13 protein-coding genes are annotated in these 13,768 nt (G+C 74.1%); 4 read left to right on the forward strand and 9 right to left on the reverse strand.

What is annotated here, in order from left to right:
- Positions 1-118: 118 nt before the first annotated feature.
- Entirely contained in the window at positions 119-877 is a 759-nt protein-coding gene (locus tag AB0N31_RS24965) for a TIGR00730 family Rossman fold protein (RefSeq protein ID WP_366060641.1), read from the reverse strand.
- A gap of 113 nt (positions 878-990) precedes the next feature.
- On the reverse strand, positions 991-2,070 hold the full coding sequence (dapE, locus tag AB0N31_RS24970) for a succinyl-diaminopimelate desuccinylase (RefSeq protein WP_366060642.1): 1,080 nt from the start codon (positions 2,068-2,070) through the stop codon (positions 991-993).
- Between the two features lie 94 nt (positions 2,071-2,164).
- Between dapE and AB0N31_RS24975 the strand changes: the two genes are divergently transcribed.
- Together AB0N31_RS24975 and AB0N31_RS24980 are read left to right on the forward strand one after the other, a co-directional pair.
- Entirely contained in the window at positions 2,165-3,166 is a 1,002-nt protein-coding gene (locus AB0N31_RS24975; RefSeq protein WP_366060643.1) for a heavy metal transporter, read from the forward strand.
- Between the two features lie 297 nt (positions 3,167-3,463).
- The gene (locus tag AB0N31_RS24980; protein WP_366060644.1) at positions 3,464-3,925 is read left to right on the forward strand and encodes an ATP-binding protein; all 462 of its coding nucleotides are present in this window, start codon (positions 3,464-3,466) and stop codon (positions 3,923-3,925) included.
- 137 nt (positions 3,926-4,062) lie between these two features.
- Here the strand turns inward: AB0N31_RS24980 and AB0N31_RS24985 are convergent, their stop codons facing one another.
- The gene (locus AB0N31_RS24985) at positions 4,063-5,157 is read right to left on the reverse strand and encodes a bifunctional succinyldiaminopimelate transaminase/glutamate-prephenate aminotransferase (RefSeq protein ID WP_366060645.1); all 1,095 of its coding nucleotides are present in this window, start codon (positions 5,155-5,157) and stop codon (positions 4,063-4,065) included.
- 159 nt (positions 5,158-5,316) lie between these two features.
- Complete coding sequence (fdxA, locus tag AB0N31_RS24990; RefSeq protein ID WP_130443832.1) at positions 5,317-5,637, reverse strand: ferredoxin; 321 nt, start codon at positions 5,635-5,637, stop codon at positions 5,317-5,319.
- A gap of 140 nt (positions 5,638-5,777) precedes the next feature.
- On the opposite strand from fdxA, the gene AB0N31_RS24995 reads away from it, so the two are divergent.
- Entirely contained in the window at positions 5,778-6,788 is a 1,011-nt protein-coding gene (locus tag AB0N31_RS24995; RefSeq protein ID WP_366060646.1) for a GNAT family N-acetyltransferase, read from the forward strand.
- Positions 6,785-7,618 carry a transglutaminase-like domain-containing protein gene (locus AB0N31_RS25000; protein ID WP_366060647.1) on the forward strand — a complete coding sequence of 278 codons (834 nt, stop codon included), beginning with the start codon at positions 6,785-6,787 and terminating at the stop codon, positions 7,616-7,618. Before AB0N31_RS24995 ends, AB0N31_RS25000 begins: the two co-directional genes overlap by 4 nt.
- Before the next feature lie 18 nt (positions 7,619-7,636).
- Here AB0N31_RS25000 and AB0N31_RS25005 read toward each other — a convergent pair whose 3' ends face one another.
- The 5 genes from AB0N31_RS25005 to AB0N31_RS25025 all read right to left on the reverse strand — a co-directional run bounded on the left by AB0N31_RS25005 (position 7,637) and on the right by AB0N31_RS25025 (position 13,660).
- The gene (locus AB0N31_RS25005; RefSeq protein WP_366060648.1) at positions 7,637-8,251 is read right to left on the reverse strand and encodes a response regulator transcription factor; all 615 of its coding nucleotides are present in this window, start codon (positions 8,249-8,251) and stop codon (positions 7,637-7,639) included.
- Positions 8,248-9,411 carry a sensor histidine kinase gene (locus AB0N31_RS25010; RefSeq protein WP_366060649.1) on the reverse strand — a complete coding sequence of 388 codons (1,164 nt, stop codon included), beginning with the start codon at positions 9,409-9,411 and terminating at the stop codon, positions 8,248-8,250. Before AB0N31_RS25010 ends, AB0N31_RS25005 begins: the two co-directional genes overlap by 4 nt.
- Positions 9,408-10,148, reverse strand: a complete 741-nt coding sequence (locus AB0N31_RS25015) for an ABC transporter permease (RefSeq protein WP_366060650.1) — start codon at positions 10,146-10,148, stop codon at positions 9,408-9,410. Before AB0N31_RS25015 ends, AB0N31_RS25010 begins: the two co-directional genes overlap by 4 nt.
- The gene (locus tag AB0N31_RS25020; protein WP_366060651.1) at positions 10,145-11,083 is read right to left on the reverse strand and encodes an ABC transporter ATP-binding protein; all 939 of its coding nucleotides are present in this window, start codon (positions 11,081-11,083) and stop codon (positions 10,145-10,147) included. The genes AB0N31_RS25015 and AB0N31_RS25020 overlap by 4 nt, the downstream gene beginning before the upstream one ends.
- Before the next feature lie 228 nt (positions 11,084-11,311).
- Complete coding sequence (locus AB0N31_RS25025) at positions 11,312-13,660, reverse strand: hypothetical protein (RefSeq protein ID WP_366060652.1); 2,349 nt, start codon at positions 13,658-13,660, stop codon at positions 11,312-11,314.
- Positions 13,661-13,768 lie beyond the last annotated feature (108 nt).

Raw genomic sequence — 13,768 nt, forward strand, 5'->3', positions numbered from 1 at the left:
TGGGTTGCTTCCGCCGGGGGGGGGGCGGCCCGATACTGGTTGTATCGGGGCGACCCCGACAACGCGGCGAGCGTGCGTGCCAGGCGTCGCCGGGCAGACGGGGCTTTCGAAACACGCCCTAACGGCTCGTCTCCTTCGAGACCAGGGCCACCGCTTCCGCCACGTCGTCCGTGACGTGGAAGAGGAGGAGGTCCTTCTCCGAGGCCTTGCCCTGGGCGATCAGGGTGTTCTCCAGCCAGTCGACCAGGCCGCCCCAGTACTCCGTGCCGAAGAGGACGATCGGGAAGCGCGTGACCTTCTGGGTCTGGACGAGGGTGAGGGCCTCGAAGAGTTCGTCCAGGGTGCCGAGACCGCCGGGCAGGACGACGAAGCCCTGCGCGTACTTCACGAACATCATCTTGCGGACGAAGAAGTACCGGAAGTTCAGGCCGATGTCGACGTAGGGGTTCAGACCCTGCTCGAAGGGCAGTTCGATGCCGAGGCCCACCGAGACGCCGCCCGCCTCGCTGGCACCCCTGTTGGCCGCCTCCATGGCGCCGGGGCCGCCGCCGGTGATGACCGCCCAGCCGGCCTCGACCAGCGCGCGTCCGAGCCGCACGCCCGCCTCGTACTCGGGGGAGGCCACCGCCGTCCGGGCGGAGCCGAAGACGCTGATGGCGGGGGGGAGTTCGGCGAGGGTGCCGAAGCCCTCGATGAACTCGGACTGGATGCGCAGGACCCGCCAGGGGTCGGTGTGGACCCAGTCGGAGGGCGCGCGCTCGTCCAGCAGCCGCTGGTCGGTGGTGCTCGTCTGCACCTGATCCCGTCGCCGGAGGACCGGTCCCAGGCGCTGTTCCTCCGGTGGCCGCCGCTTGCCCTCCGGGTTGCCTGTAGCCATGTGAACTCCCTCCGCTTGCAGTCGTTCCACCTCAGCGTAGATCTACGCGGGTTACGGGCGGGGGACGTCGGCGTGTCCGCCGCGAAGCGTCCCCGGGCACGGATGCCCCGTGATCACGCGGTCAGCCAGGCCCGCAGCCGCTCCTCCCCTGCCAGGATCTTCGCGGTCTCCACGCGCTCGTCCCGCCTGTGCGCCAAGTGCGGGTTGCCCGGGCCGTAGTTGACGGCGGGGACGCCGAGCGCCGAGAAGCGGGAGACGTCCGTCCAGCCGTACTTGGGCTGCGGGGTGCCGCCCACCGCCTCGATGAAGGCCGCCGCGGCGGGGTGCGAGAGGCCGGGCAGGGCCGCCCCGCTGTGGTCGTCGACGACGAACTCCGCCACCCCGCAGCCGGCGAACACCTCGCGGACGTGGGCGATGGCCTCCTCGGGCGTACGGTCGGGCGCGTAGCGGAAGTTGACGGTCACGACGCACTCGTCGGGGATGACGTTGCCGGCCACTCCGCCGGTGATGCCGACCGCGTTGAGGCCCTCGCGGTACTCCAGGCCGTCGATCACCGGGTGGCGCGGCTCGTACGAGGCGAGGCGGGCCAGGATCGGGGCGGCGGCGTGGATCGCATTGGAGCCCATCCAGCCGCGCGCGGAGTGCGCCCGCTCGCCGGCGGTCTTCAGCAGGACCCGCAGGGTGCCCTGGCAGCCGCCCTCGACCTGGCCGTCGGACGGCTCCAGGAGCACGGCGAAGTCGCCCTCCAGCCACTCCGGGTGCGCCTCGGCGACGTGCCTCAGCCCGTTGAGGTCGGCGGCGACCTCCTCGTTGTCGTAGAAGACGAAGGTCAGGTCGCGGTTGGGCGCGGGGACCGTCGCGGCGATGCGGAGCTGGACGGCGACGCCGGCCTTCATGTCGCAGGTGCCGCAGCCCCACAGGACGCCGTCCGCGTCCAGCCGGGACGGCACGTTGCCGGCGATCGGGACGGTGTCGAGGTGGCCGGCGAGGATCACCCGCTCCGGACGGCCGAGGCGGGTGCGGGCGATCACGTTGTTGCCGTACCGGTCGACGGTGAGGTGCGGCAGCGCGCGCAGGGCCGCCTCGACGGCGTCCGCGAGCGGCTTCTCCGTGCCGCTCTCGGAGGGGAGGTCGACGAGCTGCGCGGTGAGCAGGGCGGCGTCCAGCGTGAGGTCAAGCGGGGTCTCGGCCATGCCGTCGACCCTAACGCGCCGACCGCTCCGCCCGCCCGGACCCACCTTTCCCGGTGGCCTCCCCGGTTTCCGTACTCTCCAGTACCTTGTACGCGTGCCAGAGCCGTCAGCCTCCCCCAAGCGCCGCGGCCGCCTCCTGCGATGCGGGGCGGCCTGCGTGGTCCTGTCCGCCGTCGCGGGTTACGTCGTGGTCCAGTACGTCACCGGTGGCGCCGGAGCCCCAGGGTGCAGAGTGGTTTCCGCGGAGACGGCGGCGGCGTACGAGTTCACACCGGAGCAGGCGGTGAACGCGGCCACCATCGCCGCCGTCGGCACCAACCGGAACATGCCCCGGCGGGCCGTGACCATCGCGCTGGCGACCGCGCTCCAGGAGTCGGCGCTGCGCAACCTCGACCACGGCGACCGGGATTCGCTCGGCCTCTTCCAGCAGCGGCCCTCGCAGGGCTGGGGCAGCGCCCAGGAGGTGACGGACCCGGCCTACGCGGCGAACATCTTCTACGAGCACCTCGCCAAGGTCCCCGACTACACCGAACTGCCGCTCACCGTCGCCGCGCAGCGCGTGCAGCGCAGCGGCTACCCCGAGGCGTACGCCAAGCACGAGCCGGACGCGGCCCTGCTGGCCGCCGCGCTCACCGGGACCTCCGCGGCCTCGCTGACCTGCGACGGCCGCCCGGCCGCCGCGACGGCGGCAGCGACGGCCACCGGTCCGGACGCGGTCCGCGCCGCCCTCGTGCGGGACTTCGGGCGCGACGCGCTCCAGCAGGCGGGCGCCGAGGTGGGCGGCGTGCAGGCGTCCGCCGCCGACGGGGCCCCGCCGGTCGCCGAGACCGGCGGGCGGACCGTGACGCTGCCCGTGGCCGGGCAGACCGCAGCGGACGGGCGCGAGGCCGCCGAGCGCGGCTGGCAGCTCGCGCACTGGGCGGTCGCCAACGCCTCCGCGCTGCGCATCGAGCGCGTCACCTACGCCGGCCGGGAATGGGTCGCCGGGCACACCGGCAGCACCTGGCGGGCCACCGGCTCGACCGAGGCCGCCGGCGCCACGGGCGCGGGCGCGGGCGGCGGCACCGGGAGCGTACGGATCGTCACCGCGCAGTAGTGCGGGCTTACCCCCCGGCGGGTGACACGCGGGGCACCGGACGGCGGGGCGCTCGGGTTTTCGCGCCGTCACCGCCGAGGTCGCCCCACGCCTTGGCACCACTGGGCTCGACGGGTTTTGCGGACTTTCACATCGGGCGGTTTTCGCCCGCTTTTATCCAGATCTGATTATGCGACGCATTGCCAACTCTTTACGTCGGGCGTCCGCAACCTTCGCGGGGTTCGAGCGGTAGTCACTGCGTCCGGGCCCGGACAGATGTCACAGACCGTTCTTGTTCTCTCCCGTCGAAGGAGCATCATGTCCCTCCCCCTGACCCGCAGGATCGCCCGTGCCGCACTGCTCGTCGCCGCGGGAGCTGCTGCCGGTGTCGGTGCGGCCGGCTCCGCCAGCGCTGCCCCCGACCTGCCCGCCACCCCGAACCTCGGCGGCCTGACCGCCCTGGACGGGGCGAGCGTCGGCAACACGGTCGACAGCGCGGCTCAGAACGTCACCGGGACCGCGGGCGAGGCCGGCGGCGAGGCGGTCGAGCAGGCGGTGCCGGTCGCGGGCAAGACCGGTGGCAAGGCCGTGAAGAAGGTGACTCCGGCGGCGCAGAAGGCCGCCGGTCGGGCCGCCGGCTCCGCGGCGGGCTCCGCCGGGGACCTCCTCGGGGACACCACGTCCACGGCCGCCAAGGGTGGGCTGCCGACGGACTCGCTGACGCACGGCGGGCTGCCGGGGGCGGGGACGCTGCCGGCCAAGGGCCTGCCGCTCGGCTGAGCACCGGCTTCCGCGGCGGCGGGGTCCAGGGGTCTCCCCGGGCCCCGCCGCCCGTGTGTGCGGGTGCCCGCCCGGCAGTGGTCCGTTCCGCGGAGCTCGCCGCCCCGGCGGAACGACCGCCCGCGGCGGGGACCGCGTCAGGCCAGCCGTTCCACCGCCGCCCGCACCCGCTCGTCCGTCGCCGTCAGGGCCACGCGTACGTGCCGGGCGCCCGCCGGGCCGTAGAAGTCCCCGGGGGCCACCAGGACGCCCCGCTCCGCCAGCCGGGACACCGTGTCCCAGCAGGACTCGTCCCTCGTGGCCCAGAGGTAGAGGCTGGCCTCGCTGTGGTCGATGCGGAAGCCGTGGGCGAGGAGGGCCTCGCGCAGGAGGGTGCGGCGGGCGGCGTAGCGTTCGCGCTGCTCGCGGACGTGGGCGTCGTCGGAGAGGGCCGCCACGACCGCCGCCTGGGTGGGCGCCGACGTCATCATGCCGCCGTGCTTGCGGATCTCCAGGAGCGGGGCGAGCAACGCCGGGTCACCGGCCAGGAAGGCGGCGCGGTAGCCGGCCAGGTTGGAGCGCTTCGACAGGGAGTGGACCGAGACGATCCCGTCGTAGGAGCCGCCGTTGACGTCCGGGTGGAGGACGGAGACGGGGTCGGCCTCCCAGCCCAGTTCGAGGTAGCACTCGTCGGAGAAGAGCAGGATGCCGTGCTCGCGGGCCCAGGCCACGGTCCGGGTCAGCTCGGTCTTGGACAGGACCCTGCCGGTCGGGTTGGACGGGGAGTTCAGCCAGAGGAGCCTGAGGCCGGTGGGGTCCAGCGCGGTCGGGTCGTCGTAGGCCTCGTACGCGGCGCGGGCCAGGCGGGCGCCGACCTCGTACGTCGGGTACGCCAGGCGCGGGAAGGCGACCCTGTCGCCGGGACCGAGGCCCAGCTGGGTGGGGAGCCAGGCGACCAGTTCCTTGGAGCCGACGATCGGCAGGACGTGTCGGTGGGTGACCCCGCGGGCGCCCAGACGCCGCTCCAGCCAGCCGGTGATCGCGTCCCGCAGCGCCGGGGTGCCCCAGACCGTCGGGTATCCCGGGGAGTCCGCCGCGTCGATCAGCGCCTTCTGGATCAGCTCGGGGACCGGGTCGACCGGGGTGCCGACGGAGAGGTCGACGATCCCGCCGGGGTGCGCCTCGGCCGTCTTCTTGTACGGCTCCAGCTTGTCCCAGGGGAAGGTGGGAAGACGGTCGGAAACTGCGGACACGGTTCTCAGCTCGCTCTCTGACGGATACGGCCCATGACGGTTGCGGCCTGCGGCCGCGGCCTGCGGCGAACACGGCAAACGCCTCGGTCCCGTACGGCGATCAGGGCGATCAGGCCGTACGGGACCGAGGCGGCGCGATGAAGCGGGCCGCTCGCCCGGTTACCCGGCCTGCGGCGGCAGCGCGGCGATGAAGGGGTGGTCGCGCTCGATCAGACCCAGCTTGCTGGCGCCGCCGGGCGAGCCCAGCTCGTCGAAGAACTCGACGTTCGCCTTGTAGTAGTCCTTCCACTCCTCCGGAGTGTCGTCCTCGTAGAAGATCGCCTCGACCGGGCAGACCGGCTCACAGGCACCGCAGTCGACGCATTCGTCCGGGTGGATGTACAAGGACCGCTGGCCCTCGTAGATGCAGTCGACCGGGCACTCCTCGATGCACGCCTTGTCCTTCACGTCGACACAAGGCTGCGCGATGACGTAGGTCACGCTGTCGTTCCTCCTCGATAGGGCGCTGGCGGGCCTCCCCAGGCTCCGCCGCCTGGCGCGCGGGAGCGCGGCGTCGTCGATGCCCGCCCCTAGTATCTCCGTTCTTGGCACTGATCCGAACAGGAGGGGTGGACCGACCTGTGGAAATCTCGGCCGCCGGACGTCTCGAGGTTCGCATCACCGCCGCTGACGTGGGCAAACGTGTCTCCGTGCGGCGCTTGAGCGAGGCTGGAGCCACCGGGGGGAAATTCACCGACACGGTGGGTGTTCTCACATCATGGGACAGCGGTGTGCTGCTGATCACACGGAAGAGTGGCGAGAGCGTCCGCATCGCGGAGTCCTCCCTGGTCGCCGGGAAGGTCGTGCCGGCCGCTCCGGCCCGCCGCCGGGGACCGGCCGCCTCCTACGAGGAACTCGCCCGGGTCTCCGCGCGGGCCTGGCGGCCCGTGGAGAGCGAGCGGCTCGGCGAGTGGGAGCTGCGCGCCGCCTCCGGCTTCACCCGGCGCGCCAACTCCGTGCTGCCGCTGGGCGACCCGGGCCTGCCCCTCGACGGGGCCCTGGACGCCGTACGGCGCTGGTACGGCGAGCGGGGCCTGCCCGCCTACCTGCAGACCGCGACCGGGGCCGAGGGCACCCAGGAGCTGCTGTGCGCCGAGCTGGAGCGGCGCGGGTGGGTGCGTGAGGTGACCGCCGAGCTGTGGACCGGGGCACTGGCGCCGGTCGCCGACCGGGCGGAGGCGGAGGCCGGCCGGGTGGTGCTGGCGCGGGAGGCCGACGAGGCCTGGCTGGCCCGGTACCGGCGCAAGGGGGTCGGCGAGGTGGCGCTGAAGGTGCTGGGGTCGGGGCCGTCGGTGTGGTTCGCGTCCGTGCCGGGCGAGGGGGCTGTTCCCGCGGCCGTCGGGCGGTGTGTCGTGGACGGGCGGTGGGCCGGGTTCGCGGCGGTCGAGGTCGATCCGGCGCAGCGGCGGCGGGGGCTGGCGACGGTCGTCATGGCCGCGCTGGCGCGGCGGGCGCTGGAGGAGGGCGCGTCGGCGGCCTGGCTCCAGGTCGAGGAGGACAACGCGGGAGCGCGGGCGCTGTACGCCGGAACGGGGTTCGGGGCGCATCACGCCTACCACCACTACCGGGAGCCGGAGGCGGGTACGCCGTGACGGGACTCGAGCGCGCGGAGCTGCGGCGCCGGTTCGCCGAGGAGGCGCGGTCCGAGCGGCCCGATCTGTCGCTGCTGTGCCTGCTGGTGGGGGCGGCGGCGGACCCGACGCTGGACGAGGCCGGGCTGGACGGCGCGCAGGTCGACCTGGACTCGCTGGCGGGTCGGGTGCCGTTCCGGCCGGGCGGGCCGCTCGCGTGGGCGGTCGCGCTGCGCGAACTGCTCGGTGAACGGCTCGGTTTCGGCGGCTCCGCGGCGGACTACGAGCGGCTGGAGTCGTCCCTGCTGCATCGGGTGCTGGAGCGGCGGCGGGGGCTGCCCATCCTGCTGTCCGTGGTGTGGATCGAGGTGGCGCGGCGGGCCGGGGCGCCGGTGTACGGCGTCGCCCTGCCGGGGCACTTCGTGGTCGGCTTCGGTCCTTTGCAGGAGCAGGTGCTCGTCGATCCGTTCGACGGGGGCCGGGTGCTGACGGGGCGCGATGCCGAGCTGCTGGTGACGGGGGCGACGGGGGCCCCGCTGGAGCCCTCGATGCTGGAACCGGCCGAGACGCTGGACGTCGTACGGCGGATCCTCGACAACATCCGGGCGTGGGCCGCGCTCCGGCCGGAGCGGTCGGACGTGGCGCTGTGGGCGGTGGAGCTGGGGCTGCTGCTGCCGTCCCACCCCGCCCGGCTGCGGTACGAGCGGGGACAGCTGCTGGTGAGTCGCGGGGAGTTCGTACGGGGGGCGGAGGAGATGGAGGAGTACGCGGCGCTGGTGGAGGTGGTGGACGAGGCGCTGGCGGAGCGGGTCCGGCAGGAGGCCCGGGGAGCGCGGGCCCTGCTGAACTGAGTCCCCGGCCGCCCCCGTTCAGAGCCAGCCCTTCTCCCTCGCCGTGCGCACCGCCTCCGCCCTGTTGCGCACCGCCAGCTTCTGGATCGCCGTCGACAGGTAGTTGCGGACCGTGCCCTGGGACAGGTGCAGGGCCGCCGCCAGCTCGGCGTTGGTGGAGCCGTCCGCCGCTGCCCGGAGCACCTCGCGCTCGCGGTCCGTCAGGGGGTTGGCGCCCTCCGCGAGGGCCGCCGCCGCGAGGGTGGGGTCGATGACGCGTTCGCCGGCCAGGACCTTGCGGACCGCCTGCGCCAGCTGGGCCGCGGGGGCGTCCTTGACGAGGAAGGCGTCGGCGCCCGCCTCCATGGCGCTGCGGAGGTAGCCGGGGCGGCCGAAGGTGGTGAGGACGACCAGTTTCACCGCGGGGAGTTCGCGGTGCAGCAGGGCCGCCGCCTCGATGCCCGTCGCGCCCGGCATCTCGATGTCGAGGAGGGCCACGTCCACGTCGTGGGCCCGCGCCGCCGTGAGCACCTCGTCGCCGCGGGCCACCTGGACGACCACCTCGATGTCGTCCTCCAGGCCCAGCAGGGCGGCGAGCGCCTCGCGGACCATCGACTGGTCCTCGGCGAGGAGGACCTTGATCGTGCGGGTCATGAGCCGGATCCTACGTCGGTCACCGGGACGCGCGCGGTGAGCCGGAAGCCGCTCCTGGAGCCGCCCGCCTCCAGCGTGCCGCCCGTCTTCTCCAGGCGTTCGGTCAGGCCCGTGAGGCCGTTGCCGGGGGTCGCCGCGGGGACCGTGCCGGGGCCGCCGCGGCCGTTGTCCTCCACGGACAGCTCCAGGACGGGTCCGTCGAGGGTCCGGCGGCGCAGCACCTCGACCGTGCAGCGCCGGGCGCCGCTGTGCCGTACGACGTTGGTGACGGCCTCGCGCAGGGCCCAGGCCAGGGCCGACTCGCTGTCCTCGGGGACGCCGTCGAGATCGGGCGGGGAGGGGATCTCGGCGACGATGCCGGCCGCCGTCAACGCGGCTCGTGCTCCCGCCAGTTCGGCGGCGAGGCGCGGGCGGCGGTAGCCGGTGACGGCCTCCCGGACGTCGACCAGGGCCTGGCGGCTGACCTGCTCGATGTCGGCTACCTGCTGGGCGGCCTTGTCGGGGTGGTCGGGGAGCATCCGGCCGGCGAGTTCGCTCTTGAGAGTGATCAGGGAGAGGGAGTGGCCGAGCAGGTCGTGCAGGTCGCGGGCGAGGCGCAGCCGCTCCTCGTTGGCGGCGAGCTGGGCGACGGTGGCGCGGGCCTCGCGCAGCGCGATCGTGGTGCGGACGAGTTCGCGTACACCGGTCATGGCGAAGCCTCCCAGGAGGGCCGGGATGAGCAGTCCGGCCAGGTAGGCCCGGCCGTCCGGCACCGCGAAGGCGATCGCGGCCATCAGCGCGGACGCGGCCGGGATGGTCCAGCGGGCGAGCCGCAGCGGCAGGGCGGCGCCGGACGCGATCGACACGTAGACGAAGAGGACCAGCCACTCGCGGCCCAGGGTGAGCGCGAGGAGCGTGGACTGGGCGGCGAGGACGCCCAGCGAGCCGAGCACCAGGCGGTTGTGTTCGCCGCGGCCGGTGCGGAAGACCAGCACCATGTACCAGACGACGAAGGCGGCGAGGCCGATCCAGCCGAGGACCCGCACACCCGTGCCGTGCCCGCCGTGCAGCAGGTCGGTGACGGGAGCACTCAGGTACACCAACCAGATCCCGGTCCACAGGGACTTGACGACCCGTTGTCTGCGATTCTCCGGGCGCTGCCCGAGGCCGACGCCGCTCACGCCTTCGTGGTGTCCTTCCGGTACAGCCACGCCGCGCCGCCCGTGAACAGGACGAAGAAGGCGGCGAGGACGGCGACGTCCTGGACGTGCGGCGCCCGGTTCTGCTCGATCGCCTGTCCCAGGGCGGCGTAGGCGTGGGTGGGGACCCAGCGGGCGACGTCCTGGAGCCAGCCGGGGAAGGTGGTCGTCGGCATCCACAGGCCGCCGAGGATCGACAGCCCGAAGTAGGTGATCATCGTGATCGGGCGGACCGCGTCCCCGCTCGCGAGGTACCCGAGCGCGACGCCGAGGGCGGCGAAGACGAGGCTGCCCGCCCATATCGCGCCGGTGAGGGCGAACCACTGCCAGGCGTCCAGGCGTACGTCCTTCACCGCCGCGGCGACGACGAAGACCACGACGACGGACGGCAGACTGACGACGGCGGCGCTCGCGGTCTTGGCGAGGACGTACCCGCGGCCCGGCAGCGGGGTCAGCCGCAACTGCCGTACCCAGCCGCTCTGGCGCTCCTTGGCTATGCGTTCGCTGTTGCCCATCAGGACGGCCGTCAGGGCGCCGAAAGAGGCCATGGAGACCATCATGTAGGTCGGCAGGGTCAGGCCGGTGCCGCCGACCTCCGCGGTGGCGTCGGCGCTGCCCGCGATCAGCAGGAAGAGCACCGAGGGGTAGACCACCGAGAAGAACAGGAACTTGCGGTTGCGCAGGGCGCGGACGAGTTCGAGCCTGATCAGGGCGTTCATGCGGTGCGTGCCTCCTCGGCGGCGGTGAGGGCGACGAAGGCCTGCTCCAGGCCGAGGCCAGCGACCTCCAGGTTGCGGGGGTACAGGCCGAGTCCGTACAGCGCGTGGACGGTGGCGTCGGCGTCGGTGGACTGGATGCGGACGGTGCGGCCGGTGACCGTGAGGGCGGTGAGGAACGGCAGCTTCCGCAGGGCGCTCTCGTCGATCCCGCCGGTCGTCGAGGTCGCCGGGGTCTCGCCGTCCAGGTCGAAGGAGACACGACGGGCGCCGGCCTTCGCCTTGATCTCGGCGGCCGTGCCGTCGGCCAGCAGACGGCCGCGGTGCAGCACGACGACGCGGTCGGCGATCGCGTCGGCCTCCTCCAGGTAGTGCGTGGCGAACAGCACCGTGCGGCCCTGGTCCGCCTGTTCGCGCATGGTGTCCCAGAACGCCCGGCGGGTGGTGACGTCCATTCCGGTGGTGGGCTCGTCCAGGACGATCAGGTCGCTGTCGCCGGCGGTGGCGAGGGCGAACCGGACGCGCTGGGCCTGGCCGCCGGAGAGCTTGTCCACCTTGCGGTCGGCGATCCTGGTGATGCCGGCACGGGCCAGGACGTCCGCGGCCCGGTACGGCCGCGGGTGCAGGGCGCAGGCGAGCGCGACCAGTTCGGCGACGGTCACCTCGTCCATCAGTCCGCCGCTCTGGAGCATGGCTCCCACCCGACCGGCGACGATCGCCTCGCGGGGGCTGGTGCCGAACACGCGGACCGTGCCGCTGTCGGCCTGCTTGAGGCCGAGGAGGAGGTCCAGGGTGGTGGACTTGCCTGCTCCGTTGGGCCCCAGCAGCGCCACGGTCTCTCCCGCGTGCAGGGCGAGGCCGAGCCCGTCCACCGCCCGTACGTCCCCGTAGCCCTTGGTCACCCGGTCGAAGGTGACCACCGGTGTTGTCGTCGTCATGCGTCGATCTTCGCCGTCGGGGCGGCGCGGGCGGCAGTGCCGGCCGTCCGGTGTGCCGTATGACAGATGTCATGCGGCAGGCGGTGGGCAGCGGGCGGCGGGCGGCGGGCCGCAGGCACCACGCGACGGGCGGCGGGCCGCAGGCGCCGGGCGGCCCGGCCGGTGAACACCGAGGGCACCCGGCGCGGACGGCGCCGGGTGCCCTCGGGCGGAAGTGCCCGCCGCGCGTCAGCTCGGGTCGGTGTCGATGACCGCGAGCCGGTCCGTCGTGCTCGTCAGGGCCGGGCGCAGGGCGCTGATCACGTCCTGGACCGTGACGGGCGTCTTCTGGCCGGTGCCGCGGGTGATGAGGACACCGTCGAAGGCGCCGCCGTACAGCTCCTCCAGCGCGGCCTCGTCGTAGCTCTCGACGAGTTTGCCGTCGATGGCCTTGACGCCCAGGAACTTCCACAGGGAGTTCTTCGGGCTCATCGGCACGGAGTGCGCGGCGTCGGTCTGGACCGTGACGTTGCCGGACATCGCCGGTTCGGCGAACTCCTTCATCATCCGGTCGACCTCGGCGTCGGGCACCGTCGGCTGCTTCGTCGTCGTCGGGACCTTCACCGCGGTGGGCGTGCCGGTCTCGACCTGGCCGCGGTAGGCCTCCACGACGGCCGTCTGGGCCTTGGCCGCGTCGATGCCCTTGCCGGCCTTGCCGTAGACGGCGACGGCCTTGCCGGACTCGAACTTGATCGTGCCGTCGGTGGCCGAGCCGGAGCCGCTCGCGGCGTTCTTCAGGGCCGCCTGGAGCTTCTCCTCGTCGACCGGCATGACGGGCTCGATCTCGCGGTGCTCGCCGAACAGCGAGCCGATCACCGAGACGGGGTTGTAGTCGCTCTTGGCGGCCGCGTCGACGGTGGACTGCATGTCGAACTGCAGGCCCGCCTGCTCCGGCTTGAGGGTGACGGTGCCGCCGTCCACGGACAGCTTCAGCGCCTGGTTCACCCGGCCCTCGAAGGCGTCGTCGAGCTTCTTGACGGCGTCGTCGCGGGTGCCGCCGCCGATGTCCACGCCGAGCACGGTGGTGCCCTTGGGCACGTCGGAGTGGTTCATCAGCAGTCCGGCTCCGTAGGCGCCGGCCGCGGCGACCACCACCAGGCTGCCGAGCAGGACCAGCTTGCTGCGGCCCTTCTTCTTCTTTTTCTGCTTCGAGCCGGCCGCGGGCGCGTTCTGCGCGACGGGCTCGGGCGCCTGCGGCGGGGTGTGCGGCAGCGGCCCGTCGGGGTGGCCGCCGGGTGCGAACGGTCCGCCCGGCCCGGGGCCCTGACCGGTCGCGGGGACGACCGGGATACCGCTGGTGACGGTCTGTCCGGAGACGTTGTCGTGCCGGCCGTAGCCGCCGGGGCCGGGCTCGGAGAACGGCTGCTGCGGGGTGAGGATCGCGGTGTCGTCGCTGAGGCCGCCGCCGGGGTGGCGGACGGCGGCCGCGGCGGAGCCCGGAGCCGCGCCGGGGGCTCCGCCGTTCATCGGCGGCACCATCGGGCCGTCGCCGGTCACCGGGCCGCCGGTGGGCCCGGCGGGGCCCTGCGGGCCGCCCCGGCCGGCACGGCCGGCGGGGCCTTCCGGTCCGCTGAAGTCGTAGGCGGCACCGGGGCCGCCGGCGTCGGCGGCCGGTCCGCTCGGGCCGGGATAGCCGACCTGGCCGCTCCCGTTCCCGCTCCCGTTTCCGTTTCCGGCGAAGTACGGCAGGTCGTCGCGGCGCGGCTCGGGGCCGCCGCCCTGCGCCGGGCCGCCCTGTATTGGACCACCGCCCTGCGTGGGACCGCCGCCCTGCGTGGGACGGGTGCCGTTGCCGAGGGGACCCGCGGCGAGCGCCTCGGTGACGTCGAAGGAGCCGGTGCCGCCGCCGTGCCCGGGGGCCACCGGACCGCCGGTGGCGCCGGACATGCCGGCGCCGTTGGTGCCGCCGGAACGGGCGGCGCCCGGTGCGCTCGGGGAGCCGGGCGCACCGCCGGGCCGCCCGGCCCCCGGACGCACGCCGCCGGGCGCACCGGCGCCCACGCCGGGCGCGGGCGGGGCGGAGGGGGCGCCGGGACCCGAAGCGGGCGCCGGGTCGCCGCCGTTGGCGGGGCCACTGCCCTGACCGGCCCTGGCGGGACCGGACTTGCGGGGTGCGAACCAGTCGCTGGGCGTCTTCTCCTCGGCCGTCGGCGCGTGGTCGCCGGGTGCCTCGGCGCTGCCGCCGGCTCCCGGCCGTCCGGCGGCCCCCGCCGTGGGGGCGCCGCCCGCGGCGCCGGAGGGGCCCGCGCCCTGCGCGTCGGCACCGCCGTCGTCGCCTGCGTCGTCCGCGTCGTTGACGGGCTTGCGCACGACGACCGGCGGGATGGGCCGCGACCCGGGGATGTTGATCCGGATCCGGGTCGTCAGCGTGGTCTCGGTCTTGCGTTCCTCCGGCCGTGCGGCCGAACGGCCCGCGTCCGGGCCGCCGTCGGACACCATCGGGGTGCCGTAGGGCGGCGTGCCCGAGGGGTATGCGGCTCCGCCGCGCCCGTTGGACCCGTTGGGCCCGGAGGACGGACTGTCAGTTTCACGACTCAAGGCAGGTTCTCCAGGTTGGCTCCGCCGCCCGCCACGACCTCACGGGCAGCTCGGCGGCGCGCACCACCATACTGGCCACTTCTGGCCGGTATCCCATGACCGCCGTCG

Source organism: Streptomyces sp. NPDC051051, from assembly GCF_040682975.1.
Taxonomy (GTDB): Bacteria; Actinomycetota; Actinomycetes; order Streptomycetales; family Streptomycetaceae; genus Streptomyces.

Coding starts and splice junctions, on each gene's coding strand:
- AB0N31_RS24965 (WP_366060641.1), bottom strand. CDS start 877: ATGGCTACAGGCAACCCGGAGGGCAAGCGGCGGCCACCGGAGGAACAG.
- dapE (WP_366060642.1), bottom strand. CDS start 2,070: ATGGCCGAGACCCCGCTTGACCTCACGCTGGACGCCGCCCTGCTCACC.
- AB0N31_RS24980 (WP_366060644.1), top strand. CDS start 3,464: ATGTCCCTCCCCCTGACCCGCAGGATCGCCCGTGCCGCACTGCTCGTC.
- AB0N31_RS25005 (WP_366060648.1), bottom strand. CDS start 8,251: ATGACCCGCACGATCAAGGTCCTCCTCGCCGAGGACCAGTCGATGGTC.
- AB0N31_RS25015 (WP_366060650.1), bottom strand. CDS start 10,148: ATGAACGCCCTGATCAGGCTCGAACTCGTCCGCGCCCTGCGCAACCGC.
- AB0N31_RS25020 (WP_366060651.1), bottom strand. CDS start 11,083: ATGACGACGACAACACCGGTGGTCACCTTCGACCGGGTGACCAAGGGC.